23 protein-coding genes, 2 tRNA genes and 1 pseudogene are annotated in these 20,104 nt (G+C 29.0%); 2 read left to right on the top strand and 24 right to left on the bottom strand.

The window, feature by feature from the left end; genetic code table 11:
• Nucleotides 1-9: 9 nt before the first annotated feature.
• Both NGI68_RS11055 and NGI68_RS11060 read right to left on the bottom strand, forming a co-directional pair.
• A tRNA-Tyr gene (locus NGI68_RS11055) sits at nucleotides 10-94 on the bottom strand.
• Nucleotides 95-99: 5 nt separating this feature from the next.
• Nucleotides 100-175 (bottom strand) — tRNA-Thr (locus tag NGI68_RS11060).
• Between the two features lie 186 nt (nucleotides 176-361).
• On the opposite strand from NGI68_RS11060, the pseudogene NGI68_RS17125 reads away from it, so the two are divergent.
• Nucleotides 362-481, top strand: a pseudogene (locus NGI68_RS17125) (tRNA 2-thiocytidine(32) synthetase TtcA); the annotation flags it as partial.
• A 48-nt stretch (nucleotides 482-529) separates the two neighbouring features.
• On the top strand, nucleotides 530-1,054 hold the full coding sequence (yyaC, locus tag NGI68_RS11065) for a spore protease YyaC (RefSeq protein WP_251861550.1): 525 nt from the start codon (nucleotides 530-532) through the stop codon (nucleotides 1,052-1,054).
• A 105-nt stretch (nucleotides 1,055-1,159) separates the two neighbouring features.
• Here the strand turns inward: yyaC and NGI68_RS11070 are convergent, their stop codons facing one another.
• The 22 genes from NGI68_RS11070 to NGI68_RS11175 form a co-directional block, all read right to left on the bottom strand.
• Entirely contained in the window at nucleotides 1,160-2,188 is a 1,029-nt protein-coding gene (locus NGI68_RS11070; protein WP_251861642.1) for a rod shape-determining protein, read from the bottom strand.
• A 95-nt stretch (nucleotides 2,189-2,283) separates the two neighbouring features.
• The gene (gene spoIIID / locus NGI68_RS11075) at nucleotides 2,284-2,538 is read right to left on the bottom strand and encodes a sporulation transcriptional regulator SpoIIID (RefSeq protein ID WP_003356559.1); all 255 of its coding nucleotides are present in this window, start codon (nucleotides 2,536-2,538) and stop codon (nucleotides 2,284-2,286) included.
• A gap of 109 nt (nucleotides 2,539-2,647) precedes the next feature.
• A complete protein-coding gene (locus tag NGI68_RS11080) occupies nucleotides 2,648-3,397 on the bottom strand; it encodes a M23 family metallopeptidase (protein WP_251861551.1) in 750 nt (249 codons plus the stop codon).
• Nucleotides 3,398-3,664: 267 nt separating this feature from the next.
• The gene (gene spoIID / locus NGI68_RS11085; RefSeq protein ID WP_251861552.1) at nucleotides 3,665-4,759 is read right to left on the bottom strand and encodes a stage II sporulation protein D; all 1,095 of its coding nucleotides are present in this window, start codon (nucleotides 4,757-4,759) and stop codon (nucleotides 3,665-3,667) included.
• Between the two features lie 280 nt (nucleotides 4,760-5,039).
• Entirely contained in the window at nucleotides 5,040-6,296 is a 1,257-nt protein-coding gene (gene murA, locus NGI68_RS11090) for a UDP-N-acetylglucosamine 1-carboxyvinyltransferase (RefSeq protein WP_251861553.1), read from the bottom strand.
• A gap of 23 nt (nucleotides 6,297-6,319) precedes the next feature.
• Nucleotides 6,320-7,027 (bottom strand): YwmB family TATA-box binding protein, encoded by a 708-nt coding sequence (locus tag NGI68_RS11095; RefSeq protein ID WP_251861554.1) that lies wholly within the window; start codon nucleotides 7,025-7,027, stop codon nucleotides 6,320-6,322.
• A 195-nt stretch (nucleotides 7,028-7,222) separates the two neighbouring features.
• Nucleotides 7,223-7,624, bottom strand: coding sequence for a F0F1 ATP synthase subunit epsilon (locus NGI68_RS11100; protein WP_251861555.1), 402 nt, complete (start codon nucleotides 7,622-7,624; stop codon nucleotides 7,223-7,225).
• A 24-nt stretch (nucleotides 7,625-7,648) separates the two neighbouring features.
• On the bottom strand, nucleotides 7,649-9,040 hold the full coding sequence (gene atpD, locus NGI68_RS11105; protein WP_251861556.1) for a F0F1 ATP synthase subunit beta: 1,392 nt from the start codon (nucleotides 9,038-9,040) through the stop codon (nucleotides 7,649-7,651).
• Nucleotides 9,041-9,053: 13 nt separating this feature from the next.
• The gene (atpG, locus tag NGI68_RS11110; RefSeq protein ID WP_251861557.1) at nucleotides 9,054-9,902 is read right to left on the bottom strand and encodes an ATP synthase F1 subunit gamma; all 849 of its coding nucleotides are present in this window, start codon (nucleotides 9,900-9,902) and stop codon (nucleotides 9,054-9,056) included.
• Nucleotides 9,903-9,923: 21 nt separating this feature from the next.
• Nucleotides 9,924-11,438 (bottom strand): F0F1 ATP synthase subunit alpha, encoded by a 1,515-nt coding sequence (gene atpA, locus NGI68_RS11115; RefSeq protein WP_251861558.1) that lies wholly within the window; start codon nucleotides 11,436-11,438, stop codon nucleotides 9,924-9,926.
• Between the two features lie 10 nt (nucleotides 11,439-11,448).
• A complete protein-coding gene (locus NGI68_RS11120; protein WP_251861559.1) occupies nucleotides 11,449-11,988 on the bottom strand; it encodes a F0F1 ATP synthase subunit delta in 540 nt (179 codons plus the stop codon).
• 2 nt (nucleotides 11,989-11,990) lie between these two features.
• Nucleotides 11,991-12,470 (bottom strand): F0F1 ATP synthase subunit B, encoded by a 480-nt coding sequence (locus NGI68_RS11125; protein WP_251861560.1) that lies wholly within the window; start codon nucleotides 12,468-12,470, stop codon nucleotides 11,991-11,993.
• A 62-nt stretch (nucleotides 12,471-12,532) separates the two neighbouring features.
• Nucleotides 12,533-12,775: an ATP synthase F0 subunit C gene (atpE, locus tag NGI68_RS11130; RefSeq protein WP_003487868.1), complete on the bottom strand. Its 243-nt coding sequence runs from the start codon at nucleotides 12,773-12,775 to the stop codon at nucleotides 12,533-12,535.
• Between the two features lie 39 nt (nucleotides 12,776-12,814).
• Nucleotides 12,815-13,495, bottom strand: coding sequence for a F0F1 ATP synthase subunit A (locus NGI68_RS11135; protein ID WP_251861561.1), 681 nt, complete (start codon nucleotides 13,493-13,495; stop codon nucleotides 12,815-12,817).
• Between the two features lie 14 nt (nucleotides 13,496-13,509).
• The gene (locus tag NGI68_RS11140; RefSeq protein WP_251861562.1) at nucleotides 13,510-13,878 is read right to left on the bottom strand and encodes an ATP synthase subunit I; all 369 of its coding nucleotides are present in this window, start codon (nucleotides 13,876-13,878) and stop codon (nucleotides 13,510-13,512) included.
• A 476-nt stretch (nucleotides 13,879-14,354) separates the two neighbouring features.
• The gene (wecB, locus tag NGI68_RS11145; RefSeq protein WP_251861563.1) at nucleotides 14,355-15,512 is read right to left on the bottom strand and encodes a non-hydrolyzing UDP-N-acetylglucosamine 2-epimerase; all 1,158 of its coding nucleotides are present in this window, start codon (nucleotides 15,510-15,512) and stop codon (nucleotides 14,355-14,357) included.
• A 13-nt stretch (nucleotides 15,513-15,525) separates the two neighbouring features.
• The gene (locus tag NGI68_RS11150) at nucleotides 15,526-16,560 is read right to left on the bottom strand and encodes an MraY family glycosyltransferase (RefSeq protein WP_251861564.1); all 1,035 of its coding nucleotides are present in this window, start codon (nucleotides 16,558-16,560) and stop codon (nucleotides 15,526-15,528) included.
• A gap of 43 nt (nucleotides 16,561-16,603) precedes the next feature.
• Nucleotides 16,604-17,092, bottom strand: coding sequence for a deoxycytidylate deaminase (locus NGI68_RS11155; protein WP_251861565.1), 489 nt, complete (start codon nucleotides 17,090-17,092; stop codon nucleotides 16,604-16,606).
• A gap of 326 nt (nucleotides 17,093-17,418) precedes the next feature.
• Nucleotides 17,419-18,048, bottom strand: a complete 630-nt coding sequence (upp, locus tag NGI68_RS11160) for a uracil phosphoribosyltransferase (protein WP_251861566.1) — start codon at nucleotides 18,046-18,048, stop codon at nucleotides 17,419-17,421.
• Nucleotides 18,049-18,076: 28 nt separating this feature from the next.
• Nucleotides 18,077-18,514 (bottom strand): ribose 5-phosphate isomerase B, encoded by a 438-nt coding sequence (gene rpiB / locus NGI68_RS11165; RefSeq protein ID WP_251861567.1) that lies wholly within the window; start codon nucleotides 18,512-18,514, stop codon nucleotides 18,077-18,079.
• Nucleotides 18,515-18,570: 56 nt separating this feature from the next.
• A complete protein-coding gene (locus tag NGI68_RS11170; protein WP_251861568.1) occupies nucleotides 18,571-19,023 on the bottom strand; it encodes a low molecular weight protein arginine phosphatase in 453 nt (150 codons plus the stop codon).
• A gap of 9 nt (nucleotides 19,024-19,032) precedes the next feature.
• Entirely contained in the window at nucleotides 19,033-20,088 is a 1,056-nt protein-coding gene (locus NGI68_RS11175) for an L-threonylcarbamoyladenylate synthase (RefSeq protein ID WP_251861569.1), read from the bottom strand.
• Nucleotides 20,089-20,104: the final 16 nt, after the last annotated feature.

Raw genomic sequence — 20,104 nt, forward strand, 5'->3', positions numbered from 1 at the left:
AAATTAATGTGGTGGAGGAGGACGGATTCGAACCATCGAAGCGAATCGCAACAGATTTACAGTCTGCCCCCTTTGGCCACTCGGGAACTCCTCCACATATGGAGCTGGCAATAGGAATCGAACCTACAACCTGCTGATTACAAGTCAGCTGCTCTGCCAATTGAGCCATGCCAGCACATTTCTTGTGTCATATCGACAAGGAATATTATATCTACTTATTAATATAAATTCAAATAAAGTTTATAGCATTTACACCAGTTTTATACCTATATATGCCTATTTTTCTCTTTATATCTCTATTTTTCTCACTATTTCTTTTACATAAATTAATAAATATATTTTATAATATTAATGTCTATGTTATATGAAAGAACTTACCTACGAATTAGAAAAAGATATTCCCAAAGTTAAAGACAGACTACTTGGATGTTTAACTAATATAGATCAAATAAACCTATGGAATAAAGATAAAATGCAATAATATTTATGTCCTTATATCAATATATATTAATATAAGGAGGGGTGCATTTTGGATATAGAAAAAACTCATTATACAGAATCATTATCTTATTATAAAATAGCAAATTCTCTTAAAGATTATTTAGATAAAGATACTATAATAATATGTATTGGCACAGATAGATGTATAGGGGATTGTCTTGGTCCATTAGTAGGAACTATACTAAAATATAAAAATATACCTTTAAAATTATACGGTACCTTAGATGAACCTATACATGCTTTAAATATAGAAGATAATATGAAGATTATAAAAAAATCTTACCCTAATAGTTCTATAATAGCTATAGACGCTTGTCTTGGAGATAAGGATAATATAGGTCAAATTCAAGTAAGAAACTTACCTATACAGCCTGGTAAAGGTGTTGGAAAGACGCTTCCTAAGGTAGGAGATCGATCAATTATTGGAATTGTGGATTCCAATGAAAACTGTGATATATTTCTTTCTGCTAATACTAGATTAAGCTTAATATTAAATATGGCTAAAGTTATTTCCCATTCACTGCTTCATTGTTGTCATATGTTAGATATTTAAATAATATTTTTATATTAATATACTTTTTAATTTATTTATATAAAAAATTAGAGTTCATAGGCATCATCTATGAACTCTAATTTTATATGTAGTCAATTAAATCTATTATACTAGATTTAATTCATCACCAGATTCTGATATTGATATCTTATCTAGATAATCTAGCATCTTTCCTGTTCCTTCTGCAACACAAGAGACTGCATTTTCTGCTATATGTACTGGTACTTTATTAACATTTTCAATTAAATTGCTAAGGCCATTAAGTAATGCACCTCCGCCTGTCATTATAATACCTTTATCTGCTATATCAGCTGATAATTCAGGTGGAGTTTTTTCCAATACTGAATGAGTAAGTTCTGCAATTGATCTTACAGTATCCTGTAGGGCTTCTCTCATTTCATCTGAGGTTACAGTTAAGTTTTTTGGTAATCCTGTAATCAAATCTCTTCCTCTTATATCCATTGACGTATTTTCTCCTGTTGGAAATGCAGAACCTATTTTTATCTTTAAATCTTCTGCTGTTCTTTCTCCTATCATAAGTTTATGCTTTCTTCTTATATATTTTATTATAGCATCATCAAACTTGTCCCCTGCTATTTTTATAGACGCTCGAACTACGATACCTCCAAGAGATATAACAGCTATGTCTGTAGTTCCTCCTCCAATATCTATTATCATACTTCCGCTAGCCTTAGTTATATCTAAATCTGCACCAATAGCTGCTGCTAAAGGTTCTTCTATTAAAAACACCTTCTTAGCTCCAGCATTTCTAGCCGCATCCATAACAGCTCTCTTTTCAACTTCTGTAGCTTCTGATGGAATGCATATTACCACTCTTGGTGCAGATATTTTTTTCTTTCCACAAGCTTTTCCAATAAAATATTTTAGCATTCTTTCCGTAATATCATAATCTGATATTACTCCATCTCTCATAGGTCTTATAGCCACTATATTACCTGGTGTCCTACCAATCATTTCTCTAGCCTCTTGTCCAACAGCTAGAACCCTGTTTTTATTTCTGTCTATAGCTACCACTGAAGGTTCATTTAAAATTACACCTTTACCTTTCATATACACAAGTACTGTAGCTGTCCCTAAATCAATTCCCATATCTGTTCCTACACTAAAAAACATTCCCGTATCCACTCCTACTCTATTGTAGTTATATGTCATGAGAATATTTAACATTTTTCTCATAACTATCTATTCTAATTATAATAGGAATGTAATTAACCTTCAATAGCTTTATATTTCATCTTTGTAGCTTTTCCACCTCTTATATGTCTCTCTGCCTTGTTATAATCTAATATTTCTTTTGCTTCTTCAGCTATTTGAGGGTTTATTTTAGGTAACCTTTCTGTCATATCCTTGTGTATTGTGCTTTTACTCACTCCAAAAACTTTAGCTGTTTTTCTTATAGTAGCTTTAGAATCTATAATATAGTGTGCTACTTCAAGGACTCTTTCTTCAATATAATCTTTCAAAGTGTGCTACCTCCTTAATCCCTTTATAGTTATAAATATGCTTGTATAAAGGATTAAATTCATTTATATTTAGCCACTTTCCGCATAAAAGCGGAAAATGGCGTCCTTATTAATATTTAATATATTTTGAAGGATTTATGTATTTATTTCCCTTCATCATAGCAAAGTGTAAATGGTCTCCATATTTTTCATAAGCTGATCTTAATGTAGTTCTTCCTACATTGCCTATTACAGAGCCTTGCTTTATTTGTTGACCCTTAGCTACTTTAACTTTAGAATTTAAATTAGCATATATACTTTTGATTCCATTTTGGTGATTAACAATTACTTTTACACCATCTTGGCTTGAAGTAACTATTTTCTCAACTTTACCATCTGCAATAGCGCAAATTGGTGCATTTAGTTTAGCTTTTATATCTAAACCTAAATTAGCTCTATAGCTTGAAGTAGAATTCCAAAATACTGGATCTTCTGAATATACTCTTGCTAAATTTCCTTCCACTGGTTTTATAAAGTTACTATTTTCAGTCTTGGAAACTTTAGCTGTCTCCTTTTCCTTTTGTTGATTTTTTTCATCCTGTTTATTTTGTTCTTTTTCACTTTCTTTGTTTTCTTCTTTTTTAACCTCAAGGGCATTATTATAGCTTTTACTATTTCCTTCTACAGCCTTTGCTGAATCTTTTTCTTTTTTATTTTCAATTGATTTATTATTTTCAATAGGCTCTCTCTTTACATGTGAATTACTTTTAACTGTAATTGCTGCTATAGCTGCTACTATGCAAAGACAAAGGAATAGAACTACATAAAACCCCTCCTTTTTAAAAAAGTTTGATTTTTTATTAGATGGTTTTTTTTCCATATCAACACCTCCTTTTTTTAGTTTGTCCAGTGGATAGCAAAAAATACATATTTTATTAAAAAATTTTCCCTTTTTTCCCCTAAATTTCAACATTATATTTATGAAATTCAATGAACAATTGTTGATTGTTGTAATTTTTTACCTTATTGCTTTGAATTAACAAAAATAAAAAATCCTATGAAAATTCACAGGATTTTTTGTTTTATAAATATTTATAAAAACTTAGTTATTACAAGTTTAATATACATAGGTGTTAATTTATAAAATTTAATTTTTATATTTAAGAGTTTCTATATCTACGCCTTTATAGTAATGCTTAAGTATATAATCATACTTTTTACCTGATTTACCCATTCCATTTGCACCCCATTGACTCATTCCAACATTATGTCCATAACCATTACAATTTACTATAATATGATTACCTTTAAATTCTAGAGAAAACTTGGACGAGTTTAGTCCTAAAATTTTTCTAAATTCTGTACCTTTAATTTCTACATTACCTATTTTAATTCTCTTAATACTACCACTAGGTGTTTTTTCTTTTATTACCATTTGTTTACCTATATTTTTCTTATTAACATTACATTTAGGATATTGTTTTTTTATTATTTTTATAAATTCATCATATGAAAATTTTTTAATACTCTTAAATTTAGGAGCCTTCTCTTCTCCTGGACTTTCTACACTCTTTAAATATGGAACTTCACTATTAAAAACATTTTCACTATTCTCTGTTTTACCATTGCTAGTAGCAAAATAATATGGTGCCATAACTATTTCATTATTATACACAAGTACATTTCCTTTAGTACTGTTAACACTTTCCTCTATTTTATTCCAATACTCATTTCTTTTACTTTTTGGCCAAGAATTTATTCTTTTATTCTTAGGCATGAAAACTTGAGATTGAACACTGTCACAAACATCTGCATTTAATCTTTTATTATATTGGTTATCTCCAAACCCTTTCATATGGGCTAAAACGTAGGTTCTAGCAGCTACTGCCTGAGCTTTTAAAGCTTCTATATGGAATTCTGCTGGCATTTCAGCTGAAACTACACCTCTTACATACTCTTCAAGTGGCATTGCTCTTACTACTTTTTCATTGACAAAATAAACTCTAACCTGTGGTTCTGACTTTAATTTATATTTTTTGTTTATATCCATCTTGTCTACTTGCTGCTTTTTTTCTACTTGTTGTTTGTTTTCTAACTTAAATTTACTTATAGTCTTGGTAATCTTTGATTTATCTTCGCCACCAAAAGATAAAACAAAGGTTAAAACTAACATAATACATACAGTACTTATGATTGTTATAAATAACTTATTGATATTAGTATACCTATTTAGTCTTCTCATGTTTTCCCTCTTTTCATAATAAAGTTTTCTATACAATTATATTTTTAATAGTTCTTTATTATGATAAGATATGATTTAAAACTTATTTTTAATATTGTATATTATAAATTTCCATATAAACTCATTGGATTAATAATCTAATTTAAAAAAGTTGTTACAAAGTACAAACAGAAAAACATTAAAAATAAACTTCATATAAAACTACTAATAATTTCATAAATATATAAAAAGAACTCACAGTAAATACCATAAGTTCTCTAAAATACAGCGTTATGCAATTTTAATATATTCTTCTAACATCTACTCCCAGTTTGTTAAGTTTTTCTTCTATTTTTACATATCCTCTATCTATATGATATACATCTGTTATTTCAGTCTCTCCTTCGGCTACTAAAGCACATAATATAAGAGCTGCACCTGCTCTTAGATCTGTAGCTTTAACTTGAGTTCCTGTCAATTTAGTAACACCTTCTATTACAGCACTTCTGCCATCAATCTTTATATCTGCACCCATTCTTTTCATTTCAGATACATGCATAAATCTGTTTTCAAATATAGTTTCCGTAATAATACTAGTTCCTTTTATAGTAGATAATAGTGCCATCATTTGAGCTTGCATATCTGTTGGGAATCCAGGATATGGCATAGTTTTTATGTCTACTGGCTTTAGAAGTTTTCTTCCATCTACTATAGCTATTTCTCCTTTTATTTTTATATCTACACCCATTTCTGTAAGCTTTGCTATTATGGGTTTTAGATGTTCTTCCATAACACCATTTATTTTTATCCTACTTTTAGTTATAGCAGCAGCTATCATAAAAGTTCCTGCTTCTATTCTGTCATATATAGGTCTATGAGTTGTTCCTTTTAATTCATTAACACCTATTATTCTTACCGTATCCGTTCCTGCTCCTATAACATTTGCTCCTATACTATTTAAGAATCTACCCAAATCTTCTATTTCTGGTTCTTCTGCTGCATTTTCTATTACTGTTTCCCCTTGTGCCATAACCGCTGCCATCATTATATTTTCAGTGGCTCCTACAGAAGGGAAATCTAAATAAATTTTATTTCCTAGTAATTTATCTGCTATAGCTTCCACATAACCATGACCTATATTAACTTTAGCTCCAAGAGCAGTAAATCCTTTTAAATGTAAGTCTATAGGCCTTGTACCTATATTACATCCTCCTGGCAATGCTATCTTAAATCTTCCGAATCTGGACATCATAGGACCCATCAACAAAAATGATGCCCTCATTTTCTTTACTAAGTCACTATTGGGCTCTAAATTTTTTATAGGTTTAGCATCTATTATAATTCTATTATTAACCTCGTCTATATCTACATTTGCTGAAATGCTTTTTAAAATATCTGTAATAACAAACACATCTTCTAACATTGGAGCATTATCTATAACACATTTATCTCCACTTAATATACTACCTGCAATGATTGGTAATACTGAATTTTTAGCTGTACTTATGTTTACCTCACCTTTTAACTTATTCATACCATTAATCACTATATTATCCATCATTATCCTCCATTTCAATATTACTAATATGTTAAATTTATCTGTGGTGTTCCTAATATTAAGTAGGATTTCTCTGAATTATATTTACATACAGCATAATTAAAGTCTATTTTCTTACCACATACATTTATTGGAGTATATCTTTTTGTATAAGCTGTGGTGCTATATCCATTATCTAATTTTACTGTTTCTATGTTTTTACTACCTTTTCTATTTAAAATAGAATTTATATCACTATTTAGCTTTTCTAAATTTTTATTATTATTTTCTGCCTTCAAATATTGAAAAATATAATCTTTTTTATTATTCAATTCTAAATATGACTTTATTTTATTTTTTAAATTTATAAAGCTTTTATTTAATGTATTGCTCTTAAAATCCATCATAACTATATTTTCATTGTTATATTCTTTTATATTGATGTTTCCTGACATTTCTTTATTATAAAAATAAATATTATAGCTATGTTTTTCTTTAAATAATTTTTTATTAAAATTTTTATTTAACTCTAAATATGAACATATTTCTTTAATAAACTCTTTATGTGTTAATTGGGTGGAGAAACTTACATTACCTCCTAGTTCAACTATTTGGCTATTTGTTTTTTCTGTTATTTCAAAAAAAAGTTCATCCTTAGCTTCAGCTTTGAAATAATTCTTTGGCCCAAACATAGCTGATACTATAGGAAATAACAAAATAAATATTACGCTCAATTTTATGTTTTTACTCATATTTATCTCCCCCTTTCTCTTTAGATTATTTACACAAATTTCTGATTGTATTCAATACTAATATATTATTAATATATCGCTCTTTATAAAAAATGTGAGCTATTTTTAAAATATTAACAAAAAAAGCTTACAAGGTATACATAACTTTTATTGTAGTTAAAGTTATGTATACCTTGTAAGCTATAAAATTTTTGATTATATTTCTTTTGTCTTAATTCTAGCAATAGCTCTAAATAAGGCTAATTGTGCTCTTTTTACATCTATGTCTTTTTTATCTGCTAATCTTTTTTCTGCTCTTTTTTTAGCATTCTCTGCTCTTTTTATATCTATATCTTCTGGCTTTTCACTAGCATCGCAAATAATATATAATTTATTATCTTCTATCCTTAATACTCCACTAGATGTAAATACATTATGTTTATTCCCATTTAAATCTATATATTTTGTAATAGTTGGCTTCAAATAAGTAATCATTTTAATATGATTAGGAAATATAGCTATTTCTCCATCTATCGATTTGGTTACTACTTCTTTTACTTCTCCAATTTTAATATGTTTTTCAGGAGTAAATATAGTAAATTCTATATTATCTTTCATACTTATTCTCCTCTTATTAACCTATTATTCTCCCATTTCCTCTGCTCTCTTTAAAACTTCTTCTATAGTTCCTTGGAATAAGAAAGCTGATTCTGGAATATTATCATGTTTACCTTCTAATATCTCTTTGAATCCTCTAATAGTTTCTTTTATAGGAACGTATTTTCCTTGCATTCCTGTAAATTGTTCAGCTACTGTAAATGGTTGAGATAAGAATCTTTGTATTCTTCTTGCTCTACCAACCACTAATTTATCTTCTTCTGAAAGTTCATCTATACCTAATATTGCTATTATATCTTGAAGTTCTCTATATCTTTCAAGTATATTTTTAACCTTAATAGCTACTTCATAATGTTCTTCACCTATTATTCTAGGATCCAACATTCTAGATGAAGATTCCAAAGGATCTACTGCTGGATAAATTCCAAGCTCTGCTATAGATCTTGATAAAACTGTTGTTGCATCTAAGTGAGTAAATGTTGTTGCTGGTGCTGGGTCTGTTAAGTCATCCGCTGGAACATATACCGCTTGAACAGATGTTATAGATCCGTTTTTAGTAGATGTTATTCTTTCTTGAAGAGCTCCCATTTCCGTAGCCAAAGTTGGTTGATATCCAACGGCACTTGGAATTCTTCCTAAAAGAGCTGAAACTTCTGATCCCGCTTGAGTAAATCTAAATATATTATCTATAAACAATAACACATCTTGACCTTGATCTCTAAAATATTCTGACATTGTTAAACCTGTAAGAGCTACTCTCATTCTAGCTCCTGGTGGTTCATTCATTTGTCCGAATACCAATGCTGTTTTTTCTAAAACACCAGATTCTTTCATTTCATAGTAAAGATCGTTTCCTTCTCTAGTTCTTTCTCCAACACCTGTAAATACTGATAAGACACCATGCTCTTTTGCTATGTTGTTTATCAATTCTTGTATTAATACGGTTTTTCCTACTCCGGCTCCTCCAAACAAACCTATTTTTCCACCTTTTTGATAAGGTGCTAATAGATCTATTACCTTTATACCTGTTTCAAATATTTCTGGTTCTACAGATTGTTCTTCAAAACTTGGAGCTGATCTATGAATAGGATGGCTTTCTTTTGATGTAAATTCCCCTGCTTCATCTATAGGGTTTCCTAAAACATTAAATAATCTTCCTAAAACTTCTTTACCTACTGGTACTGAAACTGGGCTTCCTGTATCTAGAACTTCCATACCTCTTCTTAGACCTTCAGTACTTTCCATAGCTATAGATCTAACAGTGTCGTCTCCTATGTGTTGTTCAACTTCTGCTATAATTTTTTTATCACCAGCATTTATTTCTAATGCGTTAAACAAATCTGGAAGATTTTCAGAATCAAATTTTATATCTATAATTGGTCCTATTATTTGTATAACTTTTCCTAAATTTGCCACTATAGTACACCTCCTACCTTTGAGCTTCTGCACCACCAACTATTTCTGATATCTCTTGTGTAATAGCACTTTGTCTTAATCTATTAAATTGTACATTTAAATTATCTAGCAAATCATTGGCATTGTCTGTTGCACCGTTCATTGCTGTCATTCTAGAACCATTTTCACTAGCTTTTGAATTATAAAAACAATTTAATACAGTTGCTTTTAAGTAATTTTCTAAAACTTCATCCATTAATTGGGCTATTGACGCATCAAATTCTATATATCTATTACCAATTTTATTTTCTTTAGTAAATGGTAATATTTTATTAACCAAAACCTGCTGTTTAACAGGTGAATAGAATTCTGAATATACTAAGAAAACTTCTCCTATTTTTTTAGTGCTATAAAGTTCAATTATACTCTGTGCTATAGTTCTAGCTTCTTTTGCTGTAGGAATATCAGGTATATCTATATATTCTGCTAAGGTTTTTATACCTAATTTCTTTAAATACATTCTTCCTTTTTGTCCTATAACTATAGCTGAAGATTTCTCTCCATCTTTTCTTATTTTATCTACAACATTGTTTATTATGTTTATATTAAAGCTACCACAAAGACCTGAATCAGATGTAAATATAACATATAGCTTATTATCACTATCATTACCATCTATATAAATATTTTTATCTTCTATAGAGTTAACTATCTCTTTTAATACTGGTTCATATTTATTATAGTATTTTTTATTTATTTCTAAATTAACTCTAGCTTTTCTAAGTTTAGCAGTAGCCACAAGCCCCATAGCTTTTGTGATTTTTCTTATATTGGTTACAGATTTTATTCTTCTTCTTATTCCGATAAGCCCTGCGCCTGCCATATCTTACCTCCTTCAGAGATATTACATCTCTGATAAAAATACATTTTTGAAATCATTAATAGCTTTATCTAGCTTGCTTTTAAGCTCATCAGTTAATTTTCCATTTTCCAATATCTCTTTTTCTATTTCTCTATAATGAGTATCCATATATTTAAATAATTCTTCTTCAAATAATTTTATTTTATTTACAGGTATATCTGAAAGATGATTATTAACTACGGCATAAAGAATTATTACCTCTTTTTCAACAGGCATAGGTTTATATTGAGGTTGTTTTAATATCTCAACTAATCTTTTACCTTTTTCCAATCTTTTCACTGATTCTTTATCTAAATCAGATCCAAATTGAGAGAAAGCAGCTAATTCTCTATATTGTGCCAAATCTAATCTTAATGTACCAGCTACTTGTTTCATAGCCTTAATTTGAGCATTTCCACCAACTCTTGATACTGATATTCCTGCGTTAACTGCTGGTCTTTGTCCTGCATTAAATAACTCAGATTCTAAGAATATTTGACCATCTGTTATTGATATAACATTAGTTGGTATATATGCAGTAACATCTCCTGCTAAAGTCTCTACTATAGGTAGAGCCGTTAATGAACCTCCACCTAGTTTTTCTGACAATCTAGCAGATCTTTCTAGCAATCTTGAGTGTAAATAAAATACATCTCCTGGATAAGCTTCTCTTCCTGGTGGTCTTCGAAGTAATAGAGACATTGTTCTATAAGCTACTGCGTGCTTAGATAAATCATCGTATACTATCAAAACATCTTTTCCTTTATGCATAAAATATTCACCTATGCTACATCCAGCATAAGGAGATAAATATTGTAAAGGAGCTGAATCTGATGCTGTAGAGGAAACCACTATAGTGTAATCCATGGCTCCCATTTTAGTTAATTCATTAACTATATGTGCTACTGTAGATTGTTTTTGTCCTATAGCAACATATATGCATATTACATCATTATCTTTTTGATTAAGTATTGTATCTATTGCTATAGCTGTTTTCCCTGTTTGTCTATCACCTATAATTAATTCTCTTTGTCCTTTACCTATAGGTATCATAGAATCTATAGCCTTTATTCCTGTTTGTAACGGTTCTTTTACAGACTGTCTATCTATAACTCCCGGAGCTTGAACTTCAACCGCTCTAGTTTCAGTAGTTAAAACTGGTCCTTTTCCATCTATAGGCATACCTAAAGAATTTACTACTCTTCCCACTAAGGATTCTCCTACAGGTACTTCAACTACTTTTCCAGTTCTTTTTACTACATTTCCTTCTTTTATACCTTCTTCAGATCCTAGTAAAACACAACCTACATTATCTTGTTCTAGGTTTAGAGCCATTCCATAAACATCATTTGGGAATTCTATAAGTTCCCCTTCCATACAATCTTGTAATCCATAAACCCTAGCGATTCCATCTCCAATTTGAATTATTGTTCCAGAATCTACAGTCTCTATGTTTGTATTAAACTTTTCTATTTGTTGCTTTATTATTGATGTTATTTCTTCTGGCTTTATATGCATAGTCTCACCTCTATTCTCTTTTGAGCATTTTCTTCTTTATGCTTTTTAATTTTGTACTTAGAGTACCGTCTATGACGTCATCTCCAACTCTTACATATACTCCACCAAGTATGTTTTTATCTAATTCTTCTTCTAATATTATTGTTTTATTATATCTATTCTCTAATTTTTTTATTAGTTCTTCTTTTTCTTCTTTTAATAGTGGAATTACAGTTTTAATATTAGCTAAAATCATATTATTTTTTTCTAGATATATTTTTTCCATCTGTTTTAGCTTTTCTTCTAGGTACAAAATTCTATCTTTATCTATTAGTACTAATAAAAATGATAAAAGCTGATTATCAATTTTATCTTTAAATATTTCAGTAAATATATTCTTCTTTCTAGAAGTACTTATTTCCGGATGTTTTAATACTTTTAAAACATCTTCATTATTTTTTATTATATTTACTACATCTCTTAGATCTCTTAAATATTCATCTACTTTATTATTCTGTTCTGCTACTTCATAAAGAGCTAGAGCATATCTCCTATCTAAATATTCATACATAGCTATATACCTACCTTACTTATAAAATCCTTTATAAGTCTTCTATGCTCAACATCATCTATAGTTTTTTCTAATGTTTTAGAAGAAACTAATACAGCTAGTTCCACTGCTTCCCTCTTTATTTCATCTTCTGCATTTTTCTTTTGTCTTTCCGCTTCTAATCTTGATCTTTCTATTATTCTATCTGCTTCTTCATGAGCTTCTTTAACAATATCCTCATATACTGTTTCAGCATTTGATTTATAACCTTCTACTATAGTTTTACCTTGTTTTTTTGCATTACTTAATTCTAATTGATTTTTTTCTTTTAGATCTAATGCTATTTTTTGATTTTTATCTGCATCTTCTATTTTACTTATTATTTCATTTTGTCTGGAATCAACTACAGCAGCTATTTTATCAAACCAAAAATATTTTAATATTAAAAGCAGTATAATAAAATTTAATATTGAAGCTATGACTTGCGGAATGCTTATTTCCATATATTAAAAGCCTCCCTTCGGCTTTTAATTCCAAGTTTCTATGTAAATAGATAACTATAGAATTAAACTACCTTAGATATTAAAATTAATGCTACTATTAATCCATAAATAGCTGTTGCTTCTGAAAAAGCACTACCTATAAGAAGAGTACTCATGATCTTACCACTTGCTTCTGGTTGTCTTGAAACACCTTCTACTGCCTTTCCTGTAGCATTACCTGTTCCTATACCTGCTCCTATACAAGCTAATGCTGCTATTCCTGCTCCTAAAGCCGCCATTCCTGATACAAATGCTTTTGGATCCATAATAAATTCCTCCTCAATTTAAAAAATTATATTTCTTAATTAATGTTCTGATATTACTTTTATATTAATCATAGTTAACATAACAAATATAAACATTTGAATTGTTCCATCAAACAAATCAAAATATATATGGAATGGAATAGGTATTACCAATTGTGCAAAAGAACTTATTTTAGATAAAGCTGAATAAACCAAGTCCATAATAAGTACTGCTGCAGTCATATTACCAAATAGTCTTAGACTTAGTGACACTGGCAACATAATTCGTTCTAATACATTTAGAGGTAATAAAAATAAATATGGTTTGCCATATCCAACTAAATAATGTATTGTTCCAATTTTCTTTATAGCATAACCTTGTATTACTATAAATGATATTGCTGCAATTCCCGCCACTACGCTTAAATCTAAGGTTGGTGGTTTTAATCCTAGTAATCCCATTAAATTCATAAGTAGTAAGTATATCATTAATGTTCCTACGTATGGGACAAATTTTTTGAATTCTGGTCCCATATTTTCATTAACTAAACCTCTAACGGAATTTAACATTATTTCCATAATTGTTTGCTTTTTATCTGGAACTTTCTTTAGATTTCTTGTAAATATAATACTGGCTAAAGATATTATTACAATAATTACCCACTGAGTTATTAATGTTGAAGTAATACCGAATTTATATCCAAACAGATTAACATAAAATAATGGTAAAATCTTTTCCAATTCATCACTTCCTTTTATACTTCATTTTTACCTAAACTTGTTCCATAAAATATTATAGATATAAAATTTGAACTATATCCAAGTAAAAAAGGAATAATATTTTTTGTGTTGTTTTTAGACAATACTAAGCCTATTACACACACTCCAATAATTCTAATGACAAAACCTAATGTAGAAAATATGGGACTTTTGTTTTTTACTACTACCATATCAGTAATTCTAGTATTTATAAATAGATTAATATTAGATGATATTAATCCTATCAAAAAGTAAAAACCACATCTAATATTAAAAATAACACTAATAATAATAAAAAAAACTGTTCCCATAATAATATTAAATATTACTATTTTAGAAATCATTTTTTTAATTTCTGCTATCAATTACAAATCCTCCGGAATCATCTTTGTGATAACTTATTATATAACTTATAGTATAATAGTCAAAATTTTAATTATACTTATTTATGCTCTTTTAGGTTTATTATTGCTAGTTTAAACGTTTTAAATGCTTTTAACCACTACTTACCTTCAAATATGTATTAATTTCTCTGTGTAAGAATAATTTAAAACATTTTATGCAATTTCATCATTTAATTCAAAATTCAAACTATTTAGCTTTTTATAGTTTTTTTATATATTTTTTTTGAATTTCGCTGTTTTTTTTTTAAAATTTATAACTTTATTATAAATTCATGAAAAAATAATTATAAATATCACTATTTTATATAGTAATTGTTACAATTTATCAAAATAATAATGAATTAATCGTTTTTTATTCTTTCAATTGTTTCTAATAAAAAAACAATATAAATAAATAATATTTATATTGTTCTTTATTTTAACCATATTTTATTTTATTATTTACTAATTTCAAACTCTTCTGGTCTTTTTTCTATTTTATCAAAATAGTATAATATACTATTTACTATTCTACATGACGCCTTACCATCCCCATAAGGATTTATTGCTTTACTCATACTATCATATTTTTGTTTATTCTCTATTAAATCTAATGCTTCTTTAATTATAACATTCTTGTCTGTTCCCACCAATTTAACTGTTCCTACTTTTACTGCCTCTGGTCTTTCTGTTACATCTCTTAATACTAAAACTGGTTTTCCCAAATGCGGAGCTTCTTCTTGAAGTCCCCCTGAATCCGTCATTAACATATAGCATTTATTCATTAAATTATGAGTTTCTTTTGTATCCAAGGGATCTAATAAATGTACTCTTTCTAAATCTCCTAATATACTACGAACAGTATCCCTTACTATAGGGTTTAAATGTACTAAATATACAACCTCTACATCCTTATGCTTTTCTACTATAGTTTTCAATCCATTGCAGATGTTTTCTATTCCCTCTCCCCAATTTTCTCTTCTATGTGCTGTAACCATTATTACTTTTTTATTTTCATAATCTATTTTATTTAAGTTCTCATTTTCAAAAACATAATCTTCTTCTACTGTAAACTCCATAGCATCTATAACTGTATTTCCTGTTACAAATATGCTTTCTTCATCTATAGCCTCTCTTACCAGATTATTTTTAGAACCTACTGTAGGTGCAAAATTTAAATCTGCTATACTTCCTGTAAGCTTTCTATTCATTTCTTCTGGAAAAGGAAAATATTTATCAAAAGTTCTTAATCCAGCTTCTACGTGGCCAACTTTTATTTGCTTATAAAAAGCAGCTAAGGCTCCTGCAAAAGTTGTAGTTGTATCTCCATGAACCAATATTAAATTAGGTTTTTCTTTTTCAAAAATTTCTTCTAAACCTTCTAGAACTCTAGTAGTTATACCCGTCAAACTTTGTTTGGTTTTCATTATGTTAAGATCAAAATCCGGCTTTATATCAAATAATTCCAAAACTTGATCTAGCATTTCTCTATGTTGAGCTGTTACACAAACATAATTCTCTATTTCTTCTCTTTTTTCTAATTCTTTTACTAAAGGTGCCATTTTTATAGCTTCTGGTCTAGTTCCAAATATGGTAATAATTTTTACTTTATCCACTTTTCCTGCCTCCTTATTCTTTACGACTGAAAAATCCACATTTCCATGCTATTAATATAAGCGCTAACATTATTACTGCAAGTAAAAAATATGATTTTTGATTACTTATTTGCATAGCTATTATAGCAAAGCTTCCTAATACAGCACTTATTAAATACATTATTATAACTGCTTGCCGTTGAGTTAATCCCATATCTAAGAGTCTATGATGAAGATGTCCTCTATCTGCTTGCATTATTGGCTTTCCATTTATCTTTCTTCTAATCATAGCAAATAAGGTATCATATATAGGCAATCCAAGTGCTAATATTGGTACAACTATAGCAAATGCTGTAGCAGATTTAATAGCTCCTTCTATAGATATAGCTGCTAACAAAAATCCTAAAAGTTGTGACCCTGTATCTCCCATAAATATTGATGCAGGATTAAAATTATATGGTAAAAATCCTAATATAGAACCACTTAATATACTAGTTAATATGGCCGCTTCCCATCTTTGGTTTAATATGGCTATCACAAACATGGTAATGCATGAAATTAATGCAACCCCTGCTGCTAATCCGTCAAGTCCATCTATTAAATTTAGAGCATTAGTTATACCTATTACCCATACTATAGTTATAGGTATAGCAAAAGCATGTAATCCTACATATAAAGTAGATTGATTAAAGGGATTTGTTATGAATTCTATTTTTAATCCACACAGTATTATACAAATAGCTGCAACTAGTTGAAATATAATTTTCTTTATAGGAGACATATCATATTTATCATCAATAAATCCCCCTATAACTATAACAGTTGCCCCTAATATTATACCTGCTTCTTGTAAGGTCAAAGGACCTTTTTTAAATATTAAAGCAATTATAAAAGATATATATATTGCTATACCTCCTAAAAGTGGTATTGGCTTTTTATGAATTTTTCTTTTATCTTTAGGTATATCTACTACACCTAATATAACTGCAATTTTTTTTATTATAGGTGTTAAAACAACTGATAGTACTATAGCTGTAATAGCTCCAATTATGTACAATTTTGTATTCATTATAAAACTCTCCTTAATCTAATTACAGGATTTACTATCTTATTTAATATGAACCATCACCACTTAATGAATCATCATTTCTTATCCATTCTATAACTTCTATAATTCTAAATTCTTTTTTGGAATCTCTTATTACTATTTTATCAATACCAGAGTTTATTATAAATCTTTTGCATAATGAACATGGTGCTGCATTTTCAACATATTTTTCAGTATTGTATTCCTTACCAACTAAGTACATAGTTGATGCTATCATATCTTGCCTTCTAGCTGATATAATGGCATTCTGTTCTGCATGAACAGATCTACACAGTTCATATCTAGTTCCACGAGGCACTTTTAGTTGTTCTCTTTTACAATATCCTAAATCACAACAATTCTTTCTTCCTCTAGGTGCTCCTGTATATCCAGTTGCCATTATTTCATCATTTTTTACTATTATGGCAGCAAAATTTCTTCTAAGACATGTACCTCTTTCTAAAACAGTTTCACATATATCCAAATAATAATTATTCTTATCTATTCTATTCATTAATCCCTCCATATATAATATAAATAAAAATTCAATGCTAACTATACTTTATTCTATAATAAAACCCGAATAATTAAAAGTATTTAAACTGATTTTAGAGAAATTACTATATAAAAGCAATTTGTCAGTTATAGTGTACTCTCTTTAAAAATATATACTAAAATTTAAAAAAGTAATTATTGTTATAAATGTTTTATTTTTTAATAAATAAACATGATCAAAAACAATCAATATAATATAATATAATAAAAATAAGAACAACAGAATTTTTCTGTTGTTCTTATTTTTATTATTAGTATGTAAATACCTTTTAAATTCAACTTTTATTATTTTGTACCAAACAATCTATCTCCTGCATCTCCTAAACCTGGAACCACATATCCTTTTTCATTTAGTTTTTCATCTACAGAAGCTACATATATATCTACATCTGGATGTCCATCCATAACTTCTTTTATTCCTTCTGGAGCTGCTACAAGACACATTAATCTTATATGCTTTGCACCTTTTTCTTTTAATAATGTTATAGCATCTTTTGCAGATCCTCCTGTAGCAAGCATTGGATCTGTAACAATTACATCTCTGTCCCCAATGTCTTGAGGTAGTTTGCAGAAATATTCTACAGGTTTTAAGGTCTCTTCATCTCTATAAAGTCCTATATGTCCTACTTTTGCTGCTGGTATTAATCTAGTCATTCCACCAACCATTCCAAGTCCTGCTCTTAATATTGGAACTATAGCTACTTTTTTACCTGATAACATTTTGCATTTTGTTTTACAAATAGGAGTCTCTATTTCAACTTCCTTTAGTTGTAAATCTCTTGTAACTTCATATGCCATAAGCATAGCTACTTCTTCTACCAATTCTCTAAAATCTTTAGAACCAGTGTTTTTATCTCTAATTAAGGATAATTTATGAAGAATTAATGGATGTGCTATTTGTGTTACTTTACTCATTTATATTTTCCTCCTAGTTATGTTTATATTATTTTTCTAATTCCATCATTTTATTGATTCTGTTTTCATGTCTTCCACCTTGGAACTCAGCATTTAAAAAACTATCTACTATATCTAATGCTAAACCTACTCCTACAACTCTTTGTCCTAGGGCTAATATATTAGCATTATTGTGTTCTCTACATGCATGAGCACTGAAAGTGTCACCACATAAAGCTGCTCTAATTCCCTTAACTTTATTTGCAGCTATGCTTATACCAATACCTGTTCCACATACTAATATTCCAAAATCAAATTCTTTTGCTACAACCTTTTCTGCAACTTTTTTTGCATAGTCTGGGTAATCACAAGATTCTTCTGTATATGTACCAAAATCTTGTATTTGTATTCCTTTACCTTCTAAATGTTTTATTATTTCATTCTTCAAAGGTAATCCTGCATGATCGCTTCCTAAAGCTATTTTCATTTAAAACACCTCCATATTATTTATAATTTTGCAAAAAAAGAAGATAAACCACTTATTTAGTTATGTCTATCTTCTTTTAATTTTTTTAATAATAATAAAATAATATTTTTTAATTGGTTATAAGTATTTCTATATACCTCTATGTCTCCACCAAATGGGTCTAAGATTTCTCCTTTTTCTCCTACATATTCAGTTATGCAAAAAATTCTACTACTATCATCTTGAGATAAATTACACAATAAATCCTTGCCTGAATATGTCATAGTTAATATTAAATCTGATTGATCTAATATGTCTTCATCTAATTGAACTGCTTCTCTATTAGATAGGTCTATATTCATATCTTCATTAATTATTTTACAAGCGTTACTTGACGAAACACTTCCTGGCACCACAGCTATTCCTGCTGATTTAGCAGTAACATCTTCTATATGGTTTAAATGATTAAATATAGCTTCTGCCATAAAACTTCTACAAGTATTTCCTGTACAAACAAATAATATGTTCATTAGTACCTCCTAATCTAAATTTATAATATCATAGCCTGCTGATTTTTTTAATCTATTCATTATGGCTACTCCCATGTCTTTCTCATCAAATGCCTCAGATAAAATTAAATCTACATTTTTTTCATCAAAACTTCTTAAAACATAAAACAGATTGTGAGCAATAGTACTTAAATCTTTTCTGCTACCTATGGAAACTACCTCTCCCTGTTTATAATTGCCTCTAGTTTCATCTGTAGCTATAATTCCTACTCTCTTTTTTGCATCTATATAATTTTGCACTATTTCATTAATTTTTTCAATAGTTTTATTTAAATCCCCTTTAACTATTTTCAATGGAGCTTTGGGTGCATAATGTCTATATTTCATACCTGGGGCCTTTGGTCTTAAGTCTTTACTAGGCTTTTTCATTATAGCTGGATCAATATATATATTTGGATCTACTTCTTTTAACATTTCTAATGTTATTCCACCTGGTCTTAGAACACAAGGCTCATCCACTGTACAATCTATTACAGTAGATTCAACACCTACTTCAGAAATTTCTCCACCTAATATTACATCTACTTTACCATGTAGATCCTCTATACAAGTTTCTACATCTGTTGGACTAGGCTTCCCTGATAAATTTGCAGAAGGAGCGGCTATGGGCACACCTGCCTTAGAAATAAGTTTGGCTGCTATTTTATTAGATGGCATCCTAATTCCTATACTATCTAACCCTGCACTAGTTTCATTGGGTATTATATCTTTTTTCTTTAATATAATTGTCATGGGACCAGGCCAAAATCTATCCATTAATTTTTGAGCTATAGGAGATATATCCTCAACCAAATTCTTTATATCTTCTATATGACCTATATGAGCTATCAATGGATTATCTTGTGGTCTTCCTTTGGCTACAAATATCTTTTTTACTGCATCTTTATCCAAAGCATTAGCTCCTAGTCCATAAACTGTTTCTGTGGGAAATGCTACAAGGCCTCCTTGTCTTAATACATTTCCAGCTTGGCTTATAACATCTTCATCTATATTGTTCTCATCTAATTTAATAACCTTTGTTTCCATAATGAACCACCATCCT

This window comes from Clostridium sp. Marseille-Q2269 (genome assembly GCF_943736985.1).
GTDB lineage: Bacteria > Bacillota > Clostridia > Clostridiales > Clostridiaceae > Clostridium_F.